Origin of the sequence: Marinobacter sp. LV10R520-4, assembly GCF_002563815.1 — a bacterium.
Classification (GTDB): domain Bacteria; phylum Pseudomonadota; class Gammaproteobacteria; order Pseudomonadales; family Oleiphilaceae; genus Marinobacter.
In genome coordinates this window covers 1,263,115-1,287,904 of the sequence record NZ_PDJM01000001.1, presented here as the reverse complement: position 1 = coordinate 1,287,904, position 24,790 = coordinate 1,263,115, and the positions used below count along the sequence as shown (strand labels likewise).

General features: G+C 58.3%; 14 protein-coding genes. 8 read left to right on the top strand and 6 right to left on the bottom strand.

From position 1 onward, the window contains the following. Positions 1 to 7 precede the first annotated feature (7 nt). From ATG98_RS06055 to gdhA, 5 genes are all read right to left on the bottom strand, one after another. On the bottom strand, positions 8 to 2,161 hold the full coding sequence (locus ATG98_RS06055) for a putative bifunctional diguanylate cyclase/phosphodiesterase (protein WP_098422404.1): 2,154 nt from the start codon (positions 2,159 to 2,161) through the stop codon (positions 8 to 10). Between the two features lie 91 nt (positions 2,162 to 2,252). Then, complete coding sequence (locus ATG98_RS06050) at positions 2,253 to 2,786, bottom strand: response regulator transcription factor (RefSeq protein WP_098422403.1); 534 nt, start codon at positions 2,784 to 2,786, stop codon at positions 2,253 to 2,255. Positions 2,787 to 2,808: 22 nt separating this feature from the next. After that, positions 2,809 to 4,086 carry a sensor histidine kinase gene (locus ATG98_RS06045; RefSeq protein WP_098422402.1) on the bottom strand — a complete coding sequence of 426 codons (1,278 nt, stop codon included), beginning with the start codon at positions 4,084 to 4,086 and terminating at the stop codon, positions 2,809 to 2,811. A 30-nt stretch (positions 4,087 to 4,116) separates the two neighbouring features. Then, a complete protein-coding gene (locus tag ATG98_RS06040; RefSeq protein WP_098422401.1) occupies positions 4,117 to 6,711 on the bottom strand; it encodes a PEP/pyruvate-binding domain-containing protein in 2,595 nt (864 codons plus the stop codon). 9 nt (positions 6,712 to 6,720) lie between these two features. Further along, entirely contained in the window at positions 6,721 to 8,070 is a 1,350-nt protein-coding gene (gene gdhA / locus ATG98_RS06035; protein WP_098422400.1) for an NADP-specific glutamate dehydrogenase, read from the bottom strand. Positions 8,071 to 8,317: 247 nt separating this feature from the next. Between gdhA and ATG98_RS06030 the strand changes: the two genes are divergently transcribed. The 8 genes from ATG98_RS06030 (at position 8,318) to ATG98_RS05990 (ending at position 23,833) form a co-directional block, all read left to right on the top strand. Beyond that, positions 8,318 to 10,327, top strand: a complete 2,010-nt coding sequence (locus ATG98_RS06030) for a TonB-dependent receptor domain-containing protein (protein ID WP_179888063.1) — start codon at positions 8,318 to 8,320, stop codon at positions 10,325 to 10,327. Between the two features lie 318 nt (positions 10,328 to 10,645). Then, the gene (locus ATG98_RS06020; RefSeq protein ID WP_098422398.1) at positions 10,646 to 11,737 is read left to right on the top strand and encodes an efflux RND transporter periplasmic adaptor subunit; all 1,092 of its coding nucleotides are present in this window, start codon (positions 10,646 to 10,648) and stop codon (positions 11,735 to 11,737) included. Next, a complete protein-coding gene (locus ATG98_RS06015) occupies positions 11,734 to 15,090 on the top strand; it encodes an efflux RND transporter permease subunit (protein WP_218925841.1) in 3,357 nt (1,118 codons plus the stop codon). The genes ATG98_RS06020 and ATG98_RS06015 overlap by 4 nt, the downstream gene beginning before the upstream one ends. A 17-nt stretch (positions 15,091 to 15,107) precedes the next feature. Then, a complete protein-coding gene (locus ATG98_RS06010) occupies positions 15,108 to 16,352 on the top strand; it encodes an efflux RND transporter periplasmic adaptor subunit (RefSeq protein WP_098422397.1) in 1,245 nt (414 codons plus the stop codon). Further along, positions 16,349 to 19,546 (top strand): efflux RND transporter permease subunit, encoded by a 3,198-nt coding sequence (locus ATG98_RS06005; protein ID WP_098422396.1) that lies wholly within the window; start codon positions 16,349 to 16,351, stop codon positions 19,544 to 19,546. The genes ATG98_RS06010 and ATG98_RS06005 overlap by 4 nt, the downstream gene beginning before the upstream one ends. Then, complete coding sequence (locus ATG98_RS06000) at positions 19,543 to 20,220, top strand: ABC transporter ATP-binding protein (RefSeq protein ID WP_098422395.1); 678 nt, start codon at positions 19,543 to 19,545, stop codon at positions 20,218 to 20,220. Before ATG98_RS06005 ends, ATG98_RS06000 begins: the two co-directional genes overlap by 4 nt. A gap of 5 nt (positions 20,221 to 20,225) precedes the next feature. Then, positions 20,226 to 22,712 (top strand): ABC transporter permease, encoded by a 2,487-nt coding sequence (locus ATG98_RS05995; RefSeq protein ID WP_098422394.1) that lies wholly within the window; start codon positions 20,226 to 20,228, stop codon positions 22,710 to 22,712. Then, complete coding sequence (locus ATG98_RS05990; protein ID WP_098422393.1) at positions 22,709 to 23,833, top strand: lipocalin-like domain-containing protein; 1,125 nt, start codon at positions 22,709 to 22,711, stop codon at positions 23,831 to 23,833. Before ATG98_RS05995 ends, ATG98_RS05990 begins: the two co-directional genes overlap by 4 nt. A gap of 10 nt (positions 23,834 to 23,843) precedes the next feature. On the opposite strand, the gene ATG98_RS05985 is transcribed toward ATG98_RS05990, so the two are convergent. Further along, entirely contained in the window at positions 23,844 to 24,788 is a 945-nt protein-coding gene (locus tag ATG98_RS05985) for a flagellar motor protein MotB (protein WP_098422392.1), read from the bottom strand. Positions 24,789 to 24,790: the final 2 nt, after the last annotated feature.

The following is a 24,790-nucleotide window of genomic DNA, read 5'->3' as shown; positions in this document are numbered from 1 at the left end:
CAGGCTGCTACCGTGCGGTGTTAATGGCCGCTATGTGTGTGGTCAGGGACTGATTCTTTTGTTGCCATTGTTGCCATTGTTGCCATTGTTGCCATTGTTGCCAGCGCTGCACCCATGGCAATACTGTATCGCTGGCCATGGGCCGTGCCACGCCGAAACCCTGAATGCCGTCGCAGCCTAACGTTTTTAGCATATCTGCCTGTTCCGGTGTTTCCACGCCTTCCGCCAGCACGTTGAGGTCAAAACGTTGGCACAGAAACAGAATGCTTTCTACAATCGCTTTGTCGTTCGGGTTGTCCAGCATGCCGCTGACAAAACTGCGGTCAATTTTAATCATATTGACCGGTAGGGTTCGCATGTAGGTTAGCGATGAGAATCCGGTACCAAAATCGTCTAACGCCAGTGTCAAACCCAGTTCACGACAACAATCCAGCATCTGGCGCACCTGATGGATGTCGTCCAAAGCCGAAGATTCCAGCACTTCCAAGGTAATCAGGTGCGCTGGTAGATCGGGAAACCGACCCAACTCCGCTGCGATAAATTCAAGAAAACGCCAGTCGCTAAGAAAAGTAGCGCTCACGTTAATACTCACGCCGATATCGTCAAACCCCTGTTTGCGCCAGCCTTGCAGAGTCTCCAGTGCCCGGTGGATGACCCATTTGCCCAGGGGTACGTCCAGATGACTGTTTTCAACATCGGGTAAAAATGCGCCGGGTAATAGTAGACCTCGCTCGGGGTGGTGCCAGCGGATCAGCGCCTCCAGGCCGATTAACGCGTTATCATTTAGCCGGATTTGCGGCTGATAAAACAGCTCGAATTCATTCTGGGCCAGGCCGCGGGAAATATCCGTAAGCTGGTCACGGCGCTTTTGCAGGTGCTCGTTCAGCAGTGGATCGAATTGGTGAATCAGATTGCGACCTTTTTCTTTGGCCAGGTACATGGCTTGATCGGCGTGACGAATCAGGCCTTCCGCGTCGGTGTTGTCTTCGGGATAGCGGGTAACGCCCAAGCTTGCTGACAGCTTCAGGGTGTCGCCATTGATGATCATCGATTCGCGCACAATGTCCAGCAGGTACTGGCAGCTGTTTTCATCGCGTGGCCGCTGAATAACCAGCAGAAACTCGTCGCCACCCACGCGCGCCACAATGTCGCCGGGCGGAAGTTGTGAGGCCAGTCTTTCTGACAGAATGCGCAGAGCGCGATCGCCAATATTAGCGCCGTGCTGGTGGTTGATGGCTTTGAAGCCGTCCAGATCCATAGACACTATCCACAGCTGTCGCTGCTGCATGGCGGCGTGCAGGCAGGCTGCTTCAAGCCGCTGACTGGCCAGCTGGCGGTTGGGCAAGCCGGTCAGGGTATCGTAATGGGTGGCGCGTTCCAGATCTTTGGCGTGATTTTTCAGGGCGGTAATGTCAGAGAAGGATGCGATGTGATAGTAACCGTTACCGTCGCTTAGTTTTACCCTTTGGATTGACAGAAATTCCAGATATTCTTCTCCGTTTTTGCGCCGGTTCCACACTTCGCCTCGCCAATAACCGCGGGTAAGCAGAGCATTCCACAGAGTCTGGTAGTAATCTGCAGATTGGCGGCCCGAACTCAATATGCGCGGATTTTGGCCAATCACTTCGTCGTGGTAGTAACCGGTAATCTGTGAAAACGCCGGGTTGGCGTCCAGAATGACGTTGTTTTCATCGGTGATCAGAATGCCTTCGCGGCTTTGTTCGAACATGCTGTCGGCAATGCGCAGGCTACGCTGGGCTGCCTTGGTGGCGGAGATGTCACTCTGAATAATGATAAAGCCGGGTGTAACGCCTTCGATCTCGCCCACTGGAATGCACTGGCAATGAACCCAGAACGGGTGTTTGTCGCTGTTATAGACTTGCAGGTCAATATCGAACTGCGTGCGCTGCAGCATGCGCCGCCGGATAAACCGTATGCTGTTGATGTCGGTGCCTGGCCCGTACAGAAATTCCGCAGGGCGGGCGCCTTTTACGCTGGCCAGGGAGCGCCCGGCTATTTTTTCAAATGCGGTGTTTGCCCACACGATTCGGGCGTTTTCATCCAGCAACAAGGCTGTGTTCTGGCTCAATGCCGCAACCAGAGCGATGCCAGAAAGATGTTGTGAGTTGTCGCTCAGATTCGGGAATTGCGGATATTTCATAGCCTGACAGGGTTACCTTTTGCAGTTGGTTGCATCATATATTTTTTGGAAAAACGATTGCGAAGCGTGGTGATAAACGCAAAGCTTACGCTCAGTTGCGCCAGTGGGAGTGCTTCTGCAGCTTGCGCTGAAGTGTCCGGCGATGCATGTGCAACGCTCTGGCCGTGGCGGATATGTTGCCGTCGTGCTCGTCAAGAACGCGCTGAATGTGTTCGCGCTCCATTTCCTCCACCGAAGGCGGTTCTGACCGCACCTCTGGAGCTTTGTTCAAGAATTCAAAACCCGCAATCAGCTGGTTCACCGTGACCGGCTTGCACAGATAATTCACGGCGCCGCGGCGCATCGCCTCAACCGAGGTTGCAATACTGCCGTAACCGGTTAACACCAGAACGGCCAGGTCTGGCTTGTAGTCCAGCAGCTCTGGCAGCAACTGCAATCCACTTTCGCCAGCCAGGTTCAGGTCTAGAACGCAGTGACTGAAGTGCTGGTCGGCGATCGCTGCGATTGCCTGTTGAGCCGTTTGTGCGGTTGCGGCGTTGATGTTCTGGCGTAACAGTGAGCGTTGCAGTACCTGCAAAAACGCTTCGTCGTCGTCAATCAATAACCACAGTGGCTGGTTGCTCATGACTGCCTACCCATCTGATTACTCATAAAGAATACTCCGCGGCCGGCAACTCGATGATCATGGTGGTGCCGCGCCCATCGGTGCCATTTGGGCGCGCTTTCAGTTTGCCGCCAAGGCGGCCGATGGTGGCGTTCGACAAAAACAACCCAACGCCCATGCCGGTTTCCGAATCTACAATGTTTGCGCCGGGTGAATCCAGTAGCGCCGATGCCAGGCCGGCCCCCTGATCTTCCACAATGATTTCTACGAAATTTAAGTCGGGGGATTGTGCGCTGACGGCAACCCATTGCGGGCTGGCGGCAATGGCATTGGCCAGCAGGTTTAGCACGGCCTGGTCCAGAGTGGCATCTACCTGCACGTTAAGCGCCGGAAAAGGTCGTTGCCAGTGTATGTTTGCCTCTGGCCAGAGCAAGGTTGTGGACTCCTGCAGGCGTTGTAGCCACTGCTCCAGGCTCAGAGTTTCCAGCTGCGACAGCTTGGCCTGCATGGCGGATGCAGATAGCTGCTGCAAATGCTGGCCACAGAGCGCCAGCTGCGATGACATCAGTTCCAGATCGGCGCTGAGGTCAGCGTCGGATGGCAGGGTTTTAAGCTCCTCTACCAGCAGTGTCAGCGTGTTCATCGGTGTACCCAGGCGGTGGGCAATAGCGGCGGATGACAGCCCCAGCGAAATAATCTGTTCATCTCGCAGGCGGGTTTCCCGGCTTTGGGATAGCCGCAGTTGCTGGCGTCGCAACTGGTGCGCCAAGGTGCCGACCGCCAGCACCAGAATAACCGCCGTCAGCACAAACGTGACCCACATGCCTATCAGATGGAGCTGGGCCAAATTTGCGCCGTGGTCGTGGGCCATGCCGGAAACGGCGCCTGAGCTGATGGGCTGGTGCCATAGCATTAGCAGGGAATATATAAGCACACTGCCTATGGTCAGGCCAATGGCGTGATTTAGGGGCACCAATACCAGGGCGATAGCGAGTGGCAACAACAGCAATGACACCAGTGGGTTGGTGTAGCCCCCGGTGTTATAAAGCCAGCAGCCTATTAACAACAGATCGAGCCCAAGCGTCATGGTGACCGGCGCTATGGATTGAGGCGGGCGACGGGTGAACCACAGCCAGGCCAGGGTGGCCAGCACGCCATAGGCGAGGCACACCAAAAGGGCCTGGGCGCGGTGGCTCAAGGTGATAAAAGCATCGGTGACGGCAATGGCCAGTAACATGATGGTTACTATGGCTAGGCGCATGCCCAGCAAATAGCGGGCGGCACCTTGAAAGCCGGTTTGGGAGAGTGTTAGCCATTCCATAGGGCGTTGGTTACCCGTTAGCGTGTTGATTCATTCTTGGCGGTAGCACACTAGAACCTGGCTGAGCAGGTCGCCCGCCAGTTGCAGCGGCGCGTCGGCGCTATCGTACCATTTCAAACACGCAGATAAGGGAGCTTCGGCCGGGATGCTCAAAGGCTGGGTGTTGCTGTCAAGCCAGTCGGGCTGGTAGCTGCATTGGTTGTCTTGGGGGAACAGTGCGGCGTAGGCAATGCCGGTTTCTACCAGATCCTGAAAAAAGTGCGAACCGTAAGACAGGTCCGGCACCATGTCACCGGACATTTCCGCCACTTCCACCAGTACAGCAACCCGTGCGATATCGGCGAAACGCACCGGTACGCCCAGTTCGGGGCTACTGGTACCCCAGCGGCCCGGGCCAATCAGCATCACTTTCTGGTTTTCGGGGGTTTGCCTGACCAGGGTGCCGACCAGGCGCGCCAGATCGTGGCGCTGGCTGATCGTCAGCACCGAGTAACGCGCCGCATCCACCCGAATAATTCGATGAATGGGCAGTTTGATGTTGCCGCCCATAAAATGCCCCTGGGTACGGAACAAGGTGTGCTTACGGTCCAGGTTTTCTGGAATGGTGATCGCTCCGGTTTCGCCCAGCGTGGCCAGGGGCCGGCATTGCACCAGGTTGATGGCAGGTTCGCCGTGGCTGTTCAGATGCAGGGTAAACTCCACGTCGACCGGGTGCTGGTAGGCGTCATCCAGAGTTTTAAGCAGTTTAGTCAGACGCGGCACAAAGCCGCTGTTGCGAACCAGTGGACGGAATGTCAGCCGCCACACCGGTTCTGCCAATTTCAGTTCCCGCGCTCGCTCGCTGGCCTCGCGGTCTATCTCCGCCAGGTGCGCCATGGGCAAATCGGGTATTTGTTCGGTCAGCAGGCTCAGGGGGCGGGTGACCAGTTCACCGCTGTGCAGGTCCAGAACGTCTACCAAATGTTGGGAAAATCGATAACTTTCACCGGGGTTTCGAAACGGCTGGCGGGTAGGGAAGTCCAGCGCCATAACGCAGGCATGGTCGCCTTCAATTCGGTCAACGGCGCGGGTGCCCAACCCCATCACCAGCCGCACCATGCCGGCTTTCGGATCCATATCTGAGTCCCAGGCGAAGGTGTTGCGTGACACGCCAACAGCGGCCGCATCGGGCATATAATACTGGCCATGAAAGCGACCGTTCACCCGCTGGATCAACAGCGCCATGGGTTCTTCCTGCTGGTCAAGACCACGCTGCTGGCGGTACACCAGGGCGTCATGGCTCATAGACGACGCGTACACGGTGCGAATGGCATTTTCCAGAGCCAACAGTCGCTCTTCCGGTGGTCCCTGATTCACCACAAACACACTGTCGTATTTCCCGGCGAAAGCGTTGCCAAAACTGTCTTCCTGCAGGCTGCTGGAACGCACCAGAATCGGATATTGGCCGTAGTGATCCAGCAAACGTTCCAGTTCGCTGCGAACGTCGAGCGGAAACTCCCCGGCCAGAATGCCATCTCGCAGGGTATCCGCTTCCGCCAGGTATCCGGCGGCGGAACGCTGGCGCATGATGGCCGGCCACAAGCCGTTATGTACCAGAAAACCGTAATAGGCGTCGGTCGCCAGGTAATTGGAATCGTGGGGCTCCAGGCAGTGGTTGCCCAGAGCCGGTGCGTCTTTTTGCAGAATCGCACGGGCTATCAGCATGCCGGTGGCCTTGCCGCCAATAAAGCCGGTGCCCACCATGCGGCTGCGAATGTTCAATAAGTCGGCCAGCGTCAGGTACTTTTGGGCCAGGGCCAGCATGCGTTCTTCGGGGCTGATCAGCAGCGGTAAAATCAGCTGATGGTAGCGGGCAATGGCGTCTTGGTCGTTTTGTGCCAACGCCTCGTTGGCCTGTTGAAACAGGCGGTCCCAGTGGTCCAGTAATGGCCGTTGGTTGCTGCGGCTTTGCTCCAGACTAGCCTGCAAGCGGGTAGCATCACTGCTGTCGGTCACCGGCGTAAAGCGGCCGTCGTGCTCGCGATGGGGCAAGAACATGGTAGGTGACTGCCGCCGCCAGGCTTTCACCGGATGAATTTGCACGTTATCGCCGTGGCGATACACATCAATCATCACCTGGGTGGTGCGGCGAATTTTGTCCAAGGTGGCGCGGGAGTGGCGCTGGGGGTGCAGCGCGAACCAGGCCACGGTGTCCAACTGGAATAGAAGCGGGCACACCACACGGAAAAAGTTGCCCACCATAGCGTCTGTGGCCCATGCATTGAGCAGATCGCTGAGGCAGTCACAGATATAAAAGGCGCCGCGGCCGTGGGTTTCAATAAGCTGCCATATGGCGCTGGTGAAGGTTTCAAAGCCGCCCAGAGCGTCAATAACAATGGTGTTAACGGCAGGGTTGTCGGCAACCAAAGGGGAGTGCTGACCGAATCGCAGATAAATAACTTGGCGACCGGCGGCCGTAGCCGATTCAATAAACGGGGTAACGAAGCGGCGATAATCGGCCAGGTCGCTGACGCGCCAGACCACATTATCGCCAATGCGCAGGCTGTCCAGCACTTCATCCAAACCGTCAAGGCCGGTTGAAACCCGGTCGGTTAAGGCTGAAGTGCCAGCAGGTTGGTTGATCATATCAACGGGTTATATCACGCCCATGGCGTTCATTGCCTTAGCCACCCGGATGAAACCGGTAGTGTTGGCACCCAGCACGTAGTTGCCTTCTGCGCCAAACTCTGCGGCGGTTTCGTAGCAGCTCTTATGGATTTCGATCATGATTTCTTCAAGGCGCCTTTGGGTGTAATCAAAGGTCCAGGAATCACGGCTGGCGTTCTGCTGCATCTCCAATCCGGAGGTGGCAACCCCACCGGCGTTAGCGGCTTTACCCGGGCCGTACATCAAGCCGGCATCCTGGAATATCTGAACGCCTTCAGGTGTAGTCGGCATATTGGCGCCTTCGGCGACAGCAATACAGCCATTTTCCACCAACGTCTTAGCATCGCTGCCGTGGAGCTCGTTTTGGGTGGCGCAAGGCAAGGCAATATCGCAGGGCACGGTCCAGATGTTGCCGTTTTCGATATATTTGGCGTCTGGATGGGATTCCACATAACCCTTGATACGTCGACGTTCCACTTCTTTCAAACGTTTCAGTGTGTCCAGATTAATGCCAGCTTCGTGCACGATCATACCGGCGGAGTCAGAGCAGGCCACTACTTTAGCGCCAAGCTCGTGAGCCTTGGCAATCGCGTAAATGGCCACATTGCCGGAACCCGACACAACCACACGCTTGCCGTCCATGGAATCGCCACGGGCTTTCAACATTTGCTGGGTAAAGAATACGGTACCGTAACCAGTGGCTTCGGTGCGTGCGAGACTGCCGCCCCAGCCCACGCCTTTGCCAGTCAGTACACCAGATTCATAACGGTTGGTGATGCGCTTGTACTGGCCAAACAAATAACCAATCTCGCGGCCGCCAACACCAATGTCGCCTGCGGGCACGTCTGTGTATTCGCCAATATGGCGGAACAGTTCGGTCATCAGGCTTTGGCAGAAACGCATGACTTCGTCATCAGAACGGCCTTTCGGATCAAAATCCGAGCCGCCTTTGCCGCCGCCGATGGGCAGACCGGTCAAAGCGTTTTTGAAAATCTGCTCGAAACCCAAAAACTTGATGATGCCCAGATAGACCGACGGATGAAAACGCATGCCGCCTTTGTAGGGGCCCAGAGCACTGTTGAACTCAACGCGAAAGGCGCGGTTGATGTGAATCTCGCCGCTGTCGTCTTGCCAGGGAACACGGAAAATAATCTGGCGTTCCGGCTCGCAAATACGCTGGATAATTTTTTTGTCGGCGAATTCCGGGTATTTCACCAGTACCGGGCCCAGAGTTTCCAAAACTTCGTGAACGGCCTGGTGGTATTCGGTTTCGCCCGGGTTGCGGTGCAAAACATCCTGGAAAATGGGTTCCAGTTTTTCGTCCAGTCGTGCGCTCATAAGTACCTCCTTAGAAGGCCTGAATGGTGTGAATTTCAAAGGACATGTAAAAAAGGGGGGACCGATTCCACCATATTCGACGGGTTATGGCAAGAAAATACGTATGGAGTTTCTCTCAGATATATGCTTAGCACGCGCGCAAGAGGTACCTCCTTTGGGCTGCGGCAACGTGCCACAGGCGGGCTGGCGGCTAGCTGGGTAATATTGGCATTAAATTTTGAACATGCGCCGATGGATGGGAACAAAAATGCGAAAAAAACCACTAGGCAGGCTGGTTGCGTGCACATTGAGCGGCTTGACTCTGCTACCGCTGCAAGCCCATAGCCAACAGGCAGATGAAACCGAACAGCTGTTAATTCAGGTAACTGAAGGCCAACGCGCTGCCGTTGGTTCGGCCAGCATGGCCAGTGAACCGATACAGCGTTTAACCAGTAACCCGGCTGTTTCTCTGTCGCGTATGGGTGGCCGAGGGCTAGAGCCGATTATACGTGGCCAAGGCCGGGAGCGGGTGGATGTGCTACTAGACGGTATTCGTGTGGAAGGCGCCTGCCCAAACCGTATGGACCCGCCCACCAGCCGCCTCAGTTCGGCGTTGGCGCCAAGCTTACAGGTGCGCACCAATAACCAGACATTGCGCTGGGGGCCGGTAGCGGGTGGGCAAATCGTTGCCACCACAGCCGATCCGACATTTAATGGCCGTGCAACCACCGGCCAGGTCACCCTGGGGGGCGCCGATAACGGTAACGGCAAACTGGCCAACGCGGCGGCTGCGGTAGGCAGTGACGACGCCTGGCTGAGGCTGTCTGGCGGTTATGACGAGGCCAATGATTACGAAGACGGCAGCGGTAACAAGGTGCGCAGCGCCTACGAAAATGCTGAAGGCCGAGTTGACGGGGCCTGGACAGCACAGAACGGCCTTTACATTAAAAGTATGGTCAGCCGCCAGGAAGAAAGCGATGTGAAGTACGCCGGTGCGGGTATGGACGCGCCGCAAACTGATACCGATCTGTATCGCCTGGAACTGGGTGCGCCCTTGGCCAAGGGCGAATGGTCACTGCTGGCCTGGCAGGCCGACGTGGATCACATCATGGATAACTTCAGCCTGCGGCAGCTGCCCGCAGATAAGAAAAAAATGCAGACAGATTCCACCACCCAAACTCGGGGTTTGCGTTTCATTTTGGACCAGAGTCCTACCAGCCTTGTTGACTGGGCCGCCGGGGTAGACGTGGAAACCAACGATTGGGACGCCACTCTGCTGAATGTGAACGGCGCTATGCCGATGACGGCTTCTTTGATGTGGCCAGGTGTGGAGCGAGAGCGGGCTGGTGTGTTCGCGGAAGCATTTATGCGCCTGGGTTCGGCGGCCAAAGTGGGTGCTGGGTTGCGCTACGACCGCGTGGAAATGGACGCCACCAAAGCTGATCAAGTCGGCGGCATGGGACTCACTCCGGCCGCGTTGTATCAAAGCGAGTACGGCGCAAATTCTGTAAAAGCGAATGACGACAACGTCAGCGGCTTTGCCAGTGCCGAATGGCGCTTGCCGCAGCAACAGGCGCTGACACTGACGGCCAGCCGCAGCGTGCGCAGCCCGGGTGTGACCGAGCGCTATATTGCTCGCAGTACGATGGCTGACAGTTGGATAGGTAATCCGCAGCTGGACACCGAGAAGCATCATAAGCTGGAGCTGGAACTCAGTGGCCAGAGCGGTCAGTGGAATTGGAAGCCGGTGGTATGGGCTGATCAGGTCGACGATTTTGTGCTGCGTTACCTAGCCACGCCGAAAGATACCCGTTATAAAAACATCGACGCCCGCCTGTTGGGCGTGGAAGCCAACTTGGGCTGGAGCGACAGCACCTGGAGCAGCAACAGCGCGTTGGCTGTCGTGCGCGGTGAAAATCGCGACGACAACAAAGCCCTGCCGCAAATTCCGCCGCTGCAATTTATCCAGACCTTGAGCTGGCAACAGCGCGGTCACAGCATTGAAGCCCAGTGGCAGCTGGCTCGCCGCCAGGACCGCATTGATGAGGAGTCTGGCCTGGACGCCGCTGGAACCTCACCCGGTTACGGCGTATTCAATCTGTCTGGCAGCCATCCACTAACCGGCTACCTCACCCTGAACTGGGCGCTGGACAACCTGTTTGACAACACCTGGGCGCCCCACGTAAGCCGCCGTAACAGCGACCCGTTCAATCCGGAAGCGGTTCGCGTCAATGAACCAGGGCGTACTGTTCGGGCAGCGTTAACGGCACGCTGGTAGTGCATAAAATTGGGGGTTGTCCGCCTTAATAGCCGGTGGATGACCATTTTTGCCCTGTGCCGGTGCGAAACGCCGTGCGCGGGGTTTTTTATGGCCGGCCGTGTGCCGTTGTTGCTGGCGCCATGGGCTATGCTTTTGTTGGCCATAGCCATAGCCATAGCCATAGCCATAGCCATAGCCATAGCCATAGCCATAGCCATAGTTGTGCCGGGTTGCGGTGTCCTCACGAGTCGTATTCTGATAACCTCCGGTTATTAACTAATAACTTTTACAGTTTGGCGTTCGCGGTTGAACAAGCTGCGAAACAAGGAGTATCCGGTGGTGAACAATCAGCTGATCAGCCGCCCGTTGCGGGCATATGTGGGCGCTGTTGTGGGCGTGCTCTTGTGGGGTTTTACATTAAGCGCGCAAGCGCAGTTGTTGTCTGGCGAGCTGACCACAGTAATGGTAGAAAGCCGCGCTTTGGCCGATACCGTACTGCTGGACGGCGTAATTGAAGCCGTGCAGCAAAGCACTGTGTCAGCCCAGACCAGCGGCAAGGTACTGCAACTGCCGTTCGATGTGGACGATTCCGTTCGCTCTGGCGATCTGATTGTGCAGCTGGAAGACAGCGAACAGCGGGCTCGGGTGAGCCAGGCGCAAGCTGCCGTTAACGAAGCCCGGGCCGCATTGTCGGATGCGAAACAGCGGTTCGCCCGTATTGAAAGCGTGCATAAACGAGGTTTGGTATCGGGCCAGGAGTTTGATCAGGCCCGCAATAACCTTGCCGGCGCCCAGGCCCGCGCCGAGCGTGCCGATGCGGGAATGGTCGAAGCCCGCGAACAACTGAGTTACACCCGCGTTGAAGCGCCTTACGGTGGCATTCTGACCGAGCGCCACGTGGAAGTTGGTGAGTCGGTCAGTCCCGGTCAGGCCCTTTTAAGCGGCCTGTCGCTGGAGCAGCTGCGGGTGGTGGTGGACTTGCCCCAACGCTATGCGGCAAGCGCCCGCGCCGAGCGCCAGGCCACCGTTACTCTGGCGGACGGCCGGGTACTGAAAACCGGCGAAATGACCTTCTACCCCTACGCCAATGCAAAAACCCATACCTTTCGCCTGCGCATGGCACTTACCGAGCCCAATGGGTCGCTGTTCCCGGGAATGCTGGTAAAAGTGGAGGTGCCGGTCAGCCATTCGCAAACACTTTTGGTGCCTGCCAGCAGCCTGGTGCAACGCAGCGAGCTGCGCGCCGTGTACGTGCTGGATGGCAATGGCACTCCGCGGCTGCGCCAGGTTCGCACGGGTAAAATAGTGGACGGCCAGATCGAAATACTAGCGGGCGTTAGCGCCGGTGAACAAATCGTGGTTAACGCAGCAGAATTGCTGGGCAGCTTCCGTCTGTCATCGCCAACAGCGCAGGAGCAAGCGCTGTGAGCCAACCATTACCACCGGAGCTGCCTTCGGGCTCTTCTTCCCAGCCTTTACCGCTCGCCCCGTCATCCTCGGCAGCCGCAAGGGTTGGCCCTTCTGGCGCCATTGCGCGGTTGTTTCAGGACAATCACCTGACCCCGCTGATTATGCTGTTGTCCGTCATTCTGGGTGTTCTGGCGGTGGTGGTTACACCCAAAGAAGAAGAGCCGCAAATTGATGTCACCATGGCCGATATCATGGTGTCATTTCCTGGTGCCAGCGCCCGCGAAGTGGAAAGTGCCATTGCCACACCGGCCGAACAGGTAATGAGTGAAATTGTCGGCGTTGAGCATGTGTATTCGGTATCGCGCCAGGGCCAGGCGGTGATTACCGTGCAGTTCAAAGTGGGCATACCGCGCCAGGAGTCGCTGGTACGGCTTTACAATCAGGTGTATTCCAATCAGGACTGGCTACCCGCCAACCTGGGTGCCAGCCAGCCCTTGGTCAAACCCAAAGGCATTGACGACGTGCCAATAATGACGCTCACCCTGTACGACCCACAACACGGTCACAGCGGCGAAGAACTCACTCGCCTTGCGCACATGTTGGAAGTGGCCCTGAAGCGGGTGCCCGGCACCCGCGATGTCTACACCGTGGGCGGCATACCCGACCGGGTGGATATCCGTTTTGATCCGGCCCTGCTGGCCGGTTTTGGCCTGACCGTTTACGATCTGCAACAGGCCCTGCTGGCGGCGAACAGCAGTTCTCAGGAAGTCCGAATTACCCGTAACAATTTATCGATCCCTATTCAGGCCGGTACGCTGCTAACCCAGGTAGATGAAGTGCGCCGCCTGGTTGTGGGTATGGATCAGGGCGCGGCAGTTTATCTGGAGGATGTCGCCAGCGTCAGCCGTGGTAATACGGTTGCTGACCAAAGCGTGATGACGGGCTTTGGCCCGGCTCATCAGAGCACTGGCCAGAATGATCTTGAGAAAAGCACCGACTCGACGTTTATAGGCCAGCCCGGGCAAGTCTTCCCGGCGGTTACCCTTGCCATCGCCAAAAAGCCGGGTGAAAACGCAGTGGACATCACTCGCGCCATTCAGCAACGTATCGAATTGTTGCGCAACCGCGCCCTACCGGCGGATGTGCAGGTGCTGGTAACCCGTGATTACGGCGAAACTGCCTCGCAAAAAGCCCGCAAACTGATTTCCGATCTGATATCCGCCACCCTGTGCGTGGTGCTGTTGGTACTGGTCGCCATGGGCTGGCGCCAGGCGTTAATTGTGGGTATCGCGGTATTGATTACCCTGCTGCTAACCCTGGTGTTTTCCTGGGTCTGGGGTTTCACCTTGAACCGGGTATCGCTGTTTGCGCTGATTTTCTCCATCGGGATCCTGGTGGACGACGGCATAGTGATTACCGAAAACATCAACCGCCGCATCCAGAACTCGCGCCGCCCGATCAAAGAGATTATCCCGCTGGCGGTGGACGAAGTGGGTACACCCACCATCATGGCCAGCCTGACCATTATGGCTGCCTTGCTGCCCATGGCGTTTGTCAGCGGTTTGATGGGGCCCTACATGAGCCCGATCCCTATTAACGCGTCGGCCGGTATGGTGTTGTCGCAAATTGTGGCCTTTATAGTGGCGCCATGGCTGGCCCTGCGCCTGCTGCGCCACAGAAAAGGCGAGCCGGCGGAGCCGGAAAACGAATCTGGCAGCGCTTCTGACAGCTCTTCTGAAAGCTCGGCCGAAGGCGTGAATCCCCGTATTTTGAGCTTGTTTAGCCACGTGCTGGGGCCGTTTTTAGGGGACCACCGCTTGCGTCGCGGCCTGCTGGCGTCTGTGGTTATTCTGCTGACTCTGGGTGCGACTGCACTGCCGGTTTTTCAGGCGGTTATTCTGAAAATGCTGCCGTTTGACGACAAATCCGAGCTGCAGGTAGTGGTGGATATGCCCGAAGACACGCCTGTTGAAGTGACTGCGCGAGTGTTGATGGAAATGGGCCACTATCTGGAAACGGTAAAAGACGTCGACAACTGGCAGACCTACGCCGGCACGGCAGCACCGATCAACTTTAACGGTCTGATTCGTCAGTATTATTTGCGTTCTGAGCCGTATCATGGCGATATTCAGGTCAACTTTAGCGGTAGCGATCGGCGTGATCAGCCATCCCACATGATTGCCCAGTCCCTGCGTCAGCCGCTGACCACCATTGGCGAGCGTTATGGCGCCAGTGTGAAAATTGTGGAAGTACCGCCGGGCCCGCCGGTGCTGTCGCCGCTGGTGGCAGAGATTTACGCGGTAGATCCGCAGCTGCGGGCGGCATTGGCGCGCTCTGTGGTCGCCGGTATGCAGGATGTGACTGGCCTTGTTGATATAGACACCACGCTTGAAGCGCCTATCCGCCAGTGGGAACTGGTGGTCGATCGCGCCCGCGCCGCGCGCCTGGGGGTGTCGCAGCAGCAGGTGGTAATGGCGCTGCAAATTGCCCTGGGCGGCAGTGGTGTGAGTTATCTGCACGACGACCACGCCAAATATCCGGTGCCCATCCGGGTGATTCTGTCAGACGCCGACAAAGCCCGTCCCTCGGCTTTGCTGTCGTTGAATCTGCGCAGCCGCGACGGCGGGCTGGTGCCGCTGGCCAGCATTGCAGACATTCGTGAGGCAGACTGGCAGGGTGCGATTTATCACAAGAATCTGTTGCCGGTTACCTACGTGACCGCGGACATGGCAGGCGCTATCGATTCGCCGCTCTACGGTATGTTTGCCATGGTTGACCAGCTGGAGCAACAAGCAGACGCGCCGGAGCAGTTTTTTATTCGCCAGCCGGACTTACCCGAAGCTGGTGCCCTGAAATGGGACGGCGAGTGGCAGATTACCTACGAGACCTTCCGCGATATGGGCATGGCCTACAGCGTGGGTATTTTCATGATTTTTGTGCTTTTGGTAGCCCAGTTCCGTTCGTATTTGCTGCCGCTGGTGATCATGGCGCCCATACCTCTGACCTTGATGGGCATTATGCCGGGCCACGCTCTTTTGGGGCGGGAATTCACCGCCACCAGCATGATTGGCATGATCGCGCTGGCCGGCATTATCGTACGTAACTCTATATTACTGGTGGTGTTTATTCGCCAGCTGCTGGACGAAGGCATGAGTCTGGAAGACGCCGTCGTAAAGGCCGGTGCGGTGCGGATCAAGCCGATTGCGCTGACCGCCGTGTCGGCGATGGTTGGCGCCTACTTTATATTGAATGATCCGATCTTTAATGGCCTGGCTATATCACTGGTGTTTGGCCTGGCTGTGTCTACCCTTCTGACCGTAATTGTGGTGCCTTTGTCGTACTATGTCATGGCGCGGCGGCGGTGGATTTAAACAGGAAATTTTACCCGATGATAAAACGACTTTTGCCCTGGCTTGTTCTGCTGCTGGCCGTTGCTGTGTTTATGGTATTGCGAATGACCCGCCCACAGCCCGCTCAGGCTGAAGCCCAGGAGCGCGCCTGGTTAGTGGCTGTGCAAAGTGCTGAATTGATTAACGCTACGCCGCTGTTGCCGTTGTATGGCCAGGTTGTGGCTCCGCAACAGCTGACCGTAACGGCGGCGTTGGCAGGCCAGATCGCCCAACGCCCGGTGTCTGAAGGCCAAGCGGTTGCCGCCGGCACTTTACTGGTGGCCCTGGATGACGCCGATGTGGCGCCAGCCCTGGCCCAGGCGCAAGCCGAAGTGGCGGATTTGCAGGCGCAGATTGACGCCGAACGGCTGCGCCACAGTAACGATCAGCGTGCATTGAAAAGTGAGCAGTCCATTCTGGCCAGCGCGCAGCGCCAGCTGGAACGCAACGAGTCTCTGCTTAAACGCAACCTTACCTCCCGCGAAGCCTTAGACGGCGTTACCGACGCCTATGCCCGCGCCGAGCTCACCGTCAGCACCCGCCAGCGCGCACTGACCGAGCACCCTGCGCGCCTGGCCAGCCTGCAGGCACGGCTGGCCAACGCCAACGCCAACCTTCAGAGTATCGAGCGGGATGCCGGCAGGGCGCAGGTTATTGCGCCGTTTGATGGTGTGATCACCGATGTGCAGGTGGCCGCTGGCGACCGCGTTAGCAAAAATCAGGCGTTACTGAGTTTGTATCCGCGCCAGGGGCTTGAGCTGCGGGCAAGAGTGCCCGATGTGTTTGTTGGGGAACTGCAGCAAGCCCTGAACCGTGGTGAGCGGCTCAGAGCGACGACTGAAGACGGTCGCTACGAATTTGTTCTGGTGCGCTTTGCCGGTATCGGCAGCGCCGCCGGCACCGAAGCGATACTGGTGGCTGAAGGAGTGGTGGACGGCTTGCGCCCGGGCAGTTTACTGCCGGTTACCTTGCAGCGCCCGCAGCAGGAAAGGGTGGTAAGCGTGCCTTATAGCGCGCTTTATGGCGCTGACACTCTGTACGCTGTGGATGATGATTCACGCCTGCAGCGCCTGCGGGTTGAGCGTGTGGGCGAGGCCCGTGGCAACGACGCCCAGGGTGATGATGCACGCAATCTGCTAGTGCGCAGCGCCGAACTGCAAGCGGGCATGCGCATTATCACCACCCATCTGCCAAACGCTATGAGCGGTCTGAAAGTGGACATCGCCGGAGCGCAGAGCCAGTGAGTGAGCGGCCCGCAACGGAACAGCCTGGAAGCAACGGCTCCGGCACACCATCCCCGCGCCGTGGCGTAACCGGTTTTTTTGTGCATCATCGGCTGGCGGCCAATCTGGTCATGCTGGTGATGTTGCTGGGCGGTGCGCTGGCGCTGACCCGAATGAACGTACAGTTCTTTCCTACCTTTGCGCTGGATGTGGTCAGCGTAAGAGTGGTTTGGAGTGGCGCGTCTGCTGAAGACATCGAACAAGGCATTACCAACCCTCTGGAGCAGCGCCTGCGCAGCGTTCAGGGTCTGAAAAAGATGACGTCTACGTCGGCCCAGAGCGTGTCTTCCATCACTCTGGAATTTCAGGAGGGCACCGACCCGATTCAGGCTCTAGACGATACCCGCCAGCGGGTAGATGAATTCAACAATCTGCCAGCAGAAGCTGAAGAGCCGCGGGTGAGCCGAATTGAACGCTACGAGCCGGTGGCGCGCCTGCTGCTGTATGGCGATGTAGACGCCGACGAACTGCGCTATATAAGCTACCGCTTTGAAGACGAATTGCTACAGCGCGGTATCGACAAAGTATCGATTCGCGGCCTGCCAGAACAGCAAATCAGTATTGATGTACCGGTAGAACGGCTGGAAACTCTGGGCCTGTCGCTGGAACAGATCGCCGAGCGCGTGGCCGCAGTGTCCCGCGATTTACCCGCCGGTTTGTTGGGCCAGCAAGACGCCACCCGCGAATTGCGCGCGGTGGAACAGGCCCGAAGCCCGGAAGAGTTTGGCCAGATTCCGCTGCTCAGCGGTGACCGTATTCAATTGCGGCTGGGGGACATTGCGACGATTCGCCAGGAATCCCGCGACAGCCCGCTCACCCTGACTCGCAATGATTTTCCAGCAGTGGAACTGCAGTTGCAGCGGTCTGAAAATGGCGATTCGCTGGAGGCCGCCGACGCGCTGCAACAATGGTTAGCAGACACCCGCGCCACTTTGCCGCCCAACCTGCAGCTAGAGGTGTACGACGAAACCTGGCAACTGCTGGATGACCGCATTTCGCTGCTGACATCCAACGGCCTGACGGGTTTGGTGCTGGTCGTGTTGTTGCTGTATTTATTTTTGCCCGGGCGCGTGGCCTTGTGGGTCGCGGTTGGTATTCCGACCGCATTTTTGGCAGCTTTGGCGATATTATGGTTGGTGGGCGGAAGTATCAATATGATCTCGCTGTTTGCGCTGATCATGGCGCTGGGGGTGATCGTGGACGATGCCATTGTGGTGGGCGAAGACGCCGACGCCCATGCCCGGATGGGGCAGCCGTCTATGGCCGCCGCCGAAGGCGCAGCAAAGCGCATGGTGTGGCCGGTGCTGGCGTCATCACTGACCACGGTGGCAGCTTTTATGCCACTGCTGATTGTGGGCGGAGTGATTGGCAATATTCTGGGCGATATTCCGCTGGTGATGATTTGTGTGCTGATTGCCTCGTTGCTGGAGTGTTTTGTGGTGCTGCCTGCTCACCTGCGCCACGCTTTTGTTATCCCTAAAGTGAAGCCTGTCAGCCGCAACGCGGCCGTTAAATGGCTGCGGGCGTCCGGGGCCGGTGTCGGGCGTTTTCGTGCCGGCTTTGAGCGCCGCTTCGAGCAGTTCCGCGAAGGACGTTTCCGCCGTTTTTCGCGCTTCAGTCTGAGCCACCGAGGGCTGACTCTGGCCGTGGCATTGTCGGTTGCGATCATGACCGCTGGCCTGCTGAGCGGCGGTCGCATTGGTTTCAACTTCTTTCCCACCCCGGAGCCGTCGGTGCTCTATGCCAACGCCAGTTTTGTGGCCGGCACCGACAGCCGCCGGGTTGATCAGTTTATGGTCGACATGGCGCAGAGCATTAACGCTACCGAACAGGCATTGGGCGGCAACCTGATATTGCACTCGGTGGTTACCCGTGGCGGTACCCTGGGCGCTGGGGGCAGTTCTCGGAACGGTGAAGAGCTGGGCTCGATGATGATCGAGCTGGTGCCGTCAGACCAGCGCAGCGTGCGCAATCCGGAATTTATCAGCGAGTTGCGGGCGAGCCTGTCGCTGCCGGCGGGGTTAGAGAACCTGAGCATTACCGAACGTGAAGCCGGCCCGCCGGGCCGTGATATTAATGTGCGCCTGACCGGCCCGGATGCCACCCGCCTGAAGCGTGCCGCAGAGGAGCTTGCACAGGCCGTTGCGGTGTTGCCAGGGGTTCTGGACGTGGAAGACGACATGCCTTGGGGCCGCGAGCAATTGATTTATCAGGTTAGCCCCTGGGGTGAAGCCCTGGGCCTGACCACCACCGATTTAGGGCGCCAGCTGCGGGCCGCGTTTGATGGCCGGGTAGCGCAGATTTATCAGGATGGTCGTGATGAAATGGAAGTGCGGGTTCAGCTGCCACGCCACCAGCGCGAGCGCCTGGCTACTTTGTCCCAAGTAACCATCCGGGTGCCAGACGGCCGCTTTGTGCCCCTGTCCCAGGTGGTGTTGCTGGATCATCGCCAGGGCTTTGAGGCCCTGCGCCACGCTGATGGCCAGCTGGCGGTGGAGGTGTCGGCGTCGCTGAACACAGAGGTCAGCACCACCAGCGACATCATCGAAAGCTTGGAGGCCGAAGCCCTGCCGGCGATCAGCAGCCGGTTTAACGTGCGCTACAGCTTTGAAGGCCGCTCTGCCGACCAGCGTGAAACCATTGACGATATGAAAACCGGCCTGATTATCGGCGTAGTGCTGATGTACGTCATTCTGGCCTGGGTATTCGCTTCTTGGACTATGCCCTTGATCGTGATGGCGATCATTCCCTTTGCCTTGGTGGGCGCCATTCTTGGTCACTGGCTGATGGGCATGCAATTAACGATTTTGTCACTGTTTGGCTTGTTCGGTCTGTCTGGCATTGTGGTGAATAACGCCATCATACTGGTGTCGTTTTACAACCAGCAGCGGAAAGCGGGGCTGAGCGTTGACGCCGCCCTGAACGAAGCCGCAGTCCAGCGCATACGCGCCGTGCTGCTGACATCGCTGACCACCATTGGCGGGCTGCTGCCGCTGCTGTTTGAAACTTCGTTGCAGGCGCAGTTTCTGATTCCTATGGCGACCTCTATCGCCTTTGGTCTGGGTTTGTCCACGTTGCTGGTGCTGTTGGTGATTCCGGCGTTGCTGTCTTACCTTGAGCAACTGAGGGCCTGGTGGGCCAGGGAGTCAGCATGACTGAGCCATTACTGACTGTACGCGGCCTGGGTAAGCACTTTGTCAGCGCCGGACAAACGGTGAATGTGCTGTCCGGGCTTGAGCTGACTCTGGCGCCGGGCGCATCCCTGGCGCTGATGGGCCGCTCCGGTTCTGGTAAAAGTACGTTACTGAACATTCTGTGTGGGTTGGAGCAGCCAGATGCCGGCTCGGTGAGCATTGCCGGCGAGCACTTTGCGGCGGATTCAAGCGCAAATGGGTCAAATCAGCAACGCTGGGCTCTGTTGCGGCGCCAACGTATTGGCGTGGTGTTTCAGGAAGCTAACCTGATGCCGGCGCTGTCGTTGCTGGACAACGTACGCCTGCGGGCCAGGCTTGCAGGGCAAAGCGACCAGCATTGCGGCGACTGGTTAAAGCGCCTGGGCATTGGCGAGTTGGCGCAGCGTTACCCGGACCAGGTATCTGGCGGTCAGCGCCAGCGCGCGGCTTTGGCCATGGTGTTTGCCATGCGCCCGTCACTGATACTGGCAGACGAGCCTACCGGTAGCCTGGACGCCCGCACAGCACTTGAGGTGGTCGATGAGCTGTTTCACCAGCAAGCCGCCAGTGGTTGTGGGTTGATACTGGCCACCCACGATTCGGCATTGGCCGCACGCTGTGGTCAGCGTCTGGACCTCGCTCAAATGGGGGCTTAGCTTCCATGTCTCTGATTCCAAAGTCCCTGATTCCAGCGTCTCAGTTTTCAAACCTTTTCTCTGCCCTGTTCAGTCATTATCGCCGCCACCCGCTGCAACTGCTGGCATTGGCGTTGATGATTATGCTGGCCACCATGCTGTGGACCGGCGTGAACCACCTGACGACCCAGGCGCGAGCCAGTCTGGGCCAGAGCGAGCAGGCGGTGGCCGCGCGCAGTCAGGTAGAGCGCGTTGATGGCCAGGCGCTGGCGGTAGCTGATTTTGTAACTCTGCGCCGCGCCGGCCTGTGCGTAATGCCCTGGCTGGAAGTAGAGCGCCCGGGGCAGGCCGGTCGGCTGGTGGGTATAGACCCGCTGGCCGCTGGTTGCTTTGCGCAAACCGACAGCCCTGAGCCGGAAAACAGCCTTGAGCCAGTAGACAGCTCTGAGCCGATGGAAAGCTCTGAGCCATCAAAAAAACCTGAGCCAGTCTGGACCCCGACGTTAAACGGCGAACCTTTTATCGACATCAGCGAAGCCGCGGCGCTGGCGCAGAATGTTGCCCCGCGCAACGTAAGCCTGAGTCTGTTAATCGTGTCGCCCGAGCCGGCATCCGCTTTGCCCGCAGATTATCGGATGACGGGTTTCTCACTAGGCCCGGACACCGGCGAGTTGGGCGACAGCTTTTTGCTGAATCTGGATGCCTTGGGATTTCTGGTGCTGTTGATTACCGCCTTGCTGCTGCGCAGCGTGTACCAATTGGGCATGGCCCAACGCCGCGACAGCTTTGCCCTGCTGCAGCGGTTTGGCGTTATGCCTTCAGCCATCAACCGGGTATTACTGGTCGAAATTCTACTGCTGGCGCTGCTGAGTGTGGTGCCGGGTGTGTGGCTGGGGCGCTTGCTAGCGGGCACCGTGGGCGGTGGTTTTGGTCAGGCTTTGGACAGCCTGTTTGATACGCCGCTGTACGCCGGCCAGGCAGAAAACTGGCTGACGCCGATAGCAACCATGATGGCCATCGTGCTGGTGGTGTGCCTGGCGCAAAATGTGCGGGCGCTGCTGCTGCGCATGGCGGCCATGTTGCCGTTTGCTCTACCGGCGAAGCTTTTGACTGGGGCTGGTGCTGGTGCTGGAACTGGAACTGGAACTGGATTTAGACAGAGCCCGTGGCCCTGGTTGGCGCTGCCTTTGGCTGCGGCAGGCCTGATAATGGCGCTGCTGGCGCAGTCGCTGCCGCTGGTGTTTGTGGCGGTGGCGTTGGTGTTTGCCGCTACCGGTATTGCCGCGCCATTTGCCATTGCCGCGCTGTCTGCAACCCTTGCCCGGAAAACGCGGGAGCCATTAGCGCGCTGGCGCCACACTGAGCTTGGGGTTATGGCGCGCAGGCTGGCCTTGCCTTTGGTTGCGTTGCAGTTTGCGCTGGCGATGGTGTTGGCGGTGCAGGCGCTGGTAACTGTGTTTGAAGCCACCTTTGATGAGTGGCTGGGCCAGCGCTTAGCCGCCGATTATTTTATTGAAGTGCCTGCCGGTGCCAACGCAGATGCGGCGGCGCAGTGGCTGGCTGCGCAGCCGGAGCTGGCGCAAAGCGGTGACTGGCATCAAGTGGTGCGTGGGGTCGCGCAACTGCCGGCAGCGGCTGACCCGGAAAAGAGCAGAAAAGCGCAATCCGTTGACTTGTTCGCAATAGGGCCCGTTAGCCCGCTGCTGACCATGTGGAGCCTGCAGGCCGCCGGTGACCAGCCCTGGCAGGGTTTTGCTGCAGGTGCAGGCGTTATGGTGAACGAACAGTTGGCGCGGCGGTACCCACTGGCAGTAGGGGATAGCCTGGTGCTGACCTTGGCGGACACCCGGCTTGAGCTGCCGGTGCTGGCGATTTATGCGGATTACGGCCGCCCGGCCGGGGAAGTGCTGATCAATCTCGATTTGCTGCCTGCCGGATACGTGCCGGCGTTCGAGAGTCTTTCTATCAGCCCGGGTGATAGTGGCATTGAGGTCATAACCGATGGCCTTCAACGGCTGTGGCAGGTAGACAGCGTGCGGGTGCGTGATAACAAGCGAATTCGCGAGTTGGCCGATGCGGTGTTTGATCAGACTTTTTTGCTGACCCGCGCCATGACCTTTGTCACTCTGGTGCTGGCGGCGGTGGCTTTGCTGATTATGGGCTGGGTGTTTTTCAGCACCCGGGCCTGGTATTTTCGCTTGCTCCAGGTGTGGGGGCTGACCAGGCGACAGGTTTTGGCGCAGCTGGCCCGGCTGGCGCTGACCCTGACCCTGTCGATCACCCTGTTGGCATTGCCCCTGGGTGTCTGGTTGACCTGGATTCTGGTGCACCGAATTAATCCATTGGCCTTTGGCTGGTCTTTACCCATGGCGATCTACCCCGGGTTCTGGCTTCAGCTGGGGATTGTGAGTGTGTTGATCGGGCTTAGCATTACGCTGCTGATGCGCAGCCAGCTTGGCGGTAGCGGCCCAAAACCGGTTTCCGCCGCCAGCCTGGGGGGTGATGAACGATGATAAAAACTCAAAAACGGCCTACAGGCTTGTATCAAAAAGTCGCGAGTGTTCTTTTGCTATTCGCCACTGTGCTGGCGGCCGGGTGTTCGCAAGAACCAGACTCTGGCGGTTTTGCTGGCTTGGCGCAGGCCGTCGATAGCGGTCAGAATGAAGCCTTCTTGCAGCCCGGGCCGGGGGATCAATTGCGCTTTCCCGATGACTGGGGCCCGCACCCGCAACACCGCATTGAGTGGTGGTATCTGACGGCCAATCTGAAAACCGCAGACGGCGAGCCGGTGGGCGTGCAGTGGACCCAGTTTCGCCAGGCTATTGAGCCGCGCCCTGCGTCAGAAGAGCCGCCGGCAGCAGAATTGTGGCCGTTGCAGGCAGCCTGGATGGCTCATGCGGCGGTCAGCCTTGAAGGTGAACACAGGTTTGCCGAAAAATTCGCCCGCGGCGACATTGGCCAGGCCGGGGCTGTGGCCAGCCCACTGGATATCTGGATTGATGACTGGCAGCTGACCCAACAGCCTGACGGCGCCTTGCGCCTGCAGGTAAATACGCCCGAGTGGGGTTACGATCTGTTGTTGCGAGTTCAGGGCGAGCCGGTGGCCCACGGCGATCAGGGCTTCAGCGCAAAGTCCGCAAGCGGCGAGGGCTCAATGTATTTCAGCCTGGTCGACATCGCCATCAGCGGTGAGCTGACCCGCAAGGGCGAAACCCAAAAAGTGACGGGCAGGGGCTGGTTTGATCGGGAGTGGAGCAGCCAGTTTCTGAAAGCCGGGCAGCAGGGCTGGGACTGGTTTGCTCTGCACCTGGATTCCGGCGATAAGGTAATGGCGTTTCAGTTACGGCAACAGGAAGGTGGGTTTCTGTCAGGCACTTGGATTCCAGAGTCCGGCGAGCCGGTGGCCCTGCCGCCTGAGGCGCTCAGTTTGACACCGCTGGGTTTCAGTGGTGCTACGCCCAATCTATGGCGCCTGCAGATATCGCAATATCAGGTGGATATTAATCTGGCGGCGCCTGCCGGCAGCTATATCAATAACGGGCTCTTTCCCTATTGGGAAAGCCCGGTGAGCGTGTCTGGCAGCCACAGTGGTGAGGGCTATATGGAACTGACCGGGTACCGCGGTTCACCTTGATGGGCGGTGGTTACCAGGTGATGCTTTCTACCGGAACCGGCCCGGATTGCATGTCGATCACCGTATCCTGGCCCGGTAGCTGGCCGTCGATGATGTCACGCAGCTGAATTTCCTGTTCTTCCAGAGGGTCAGACAGGTCAATAATGATCTCAACCCGCCGGTTTTTCGCTCTGTTCTCGGCCGAATCGTTATCCACCCGTGCCGCGGTATCCGCCAGGCCTTTTACCGCCAGTCGGTCGGGCTCGACGGTTCCGCTGGCCAGCAACGCGTTGGCTACAGAGGCGGCGCGGGCGGCAGACAGGTCCCAGTTGCTGTAAAACCGGTCGGTGCTGATGGGCACATTGTCGGTGTGGCCTTCTATCGTCAATTTGCCGGGAATACTGGCCAGTACTTCGGCCATTTCCAGCAGCAGGCTTTCGAATTCCCAGGTGAGTTTGGCCGTTCCTGACGGAAACGAGCCTTTTTCTTCCACTCGAATCACAATACGGTGTTGTTCCTGGGTCACGTTAATGCGACCGTCGCTGAGCGCGGGTTCCAGCACTTTGCGCAGTTGTTCTAGCTGCTCCTGCATTTTTTCCTGCTCGGCGGCTTTGGCGGCTTCGGCAGCTTCAGCTGCTGTGGCCGCACCGTCAGCGGCGCCCCGCAGGGTATCCAGTTCCGGTTTCTGGTCGGTGGTGGTCTGCTTTATTTCATTGATTACGGTGGGTTCTGGCGGAGCCGACGAGAAATTGTCGAATATTATGCTGGTGCCCATAGGAACTTCCACCGCCGGCACATCGCGCTGAACACCGAAGGCCGCGGACAGTTCGCCGGCAATCTGTTTGAACTTCTGCGCGTCGATTTCAGAAAACGACAGTAACAGCACAAAAAAGCACATCAACAGCGACATCAGGTCGGCAAATGTCACAACCCACGCCGGAGTGCCAGGCTTCTCTTCTTGTGGGAAGTCTTCCATCG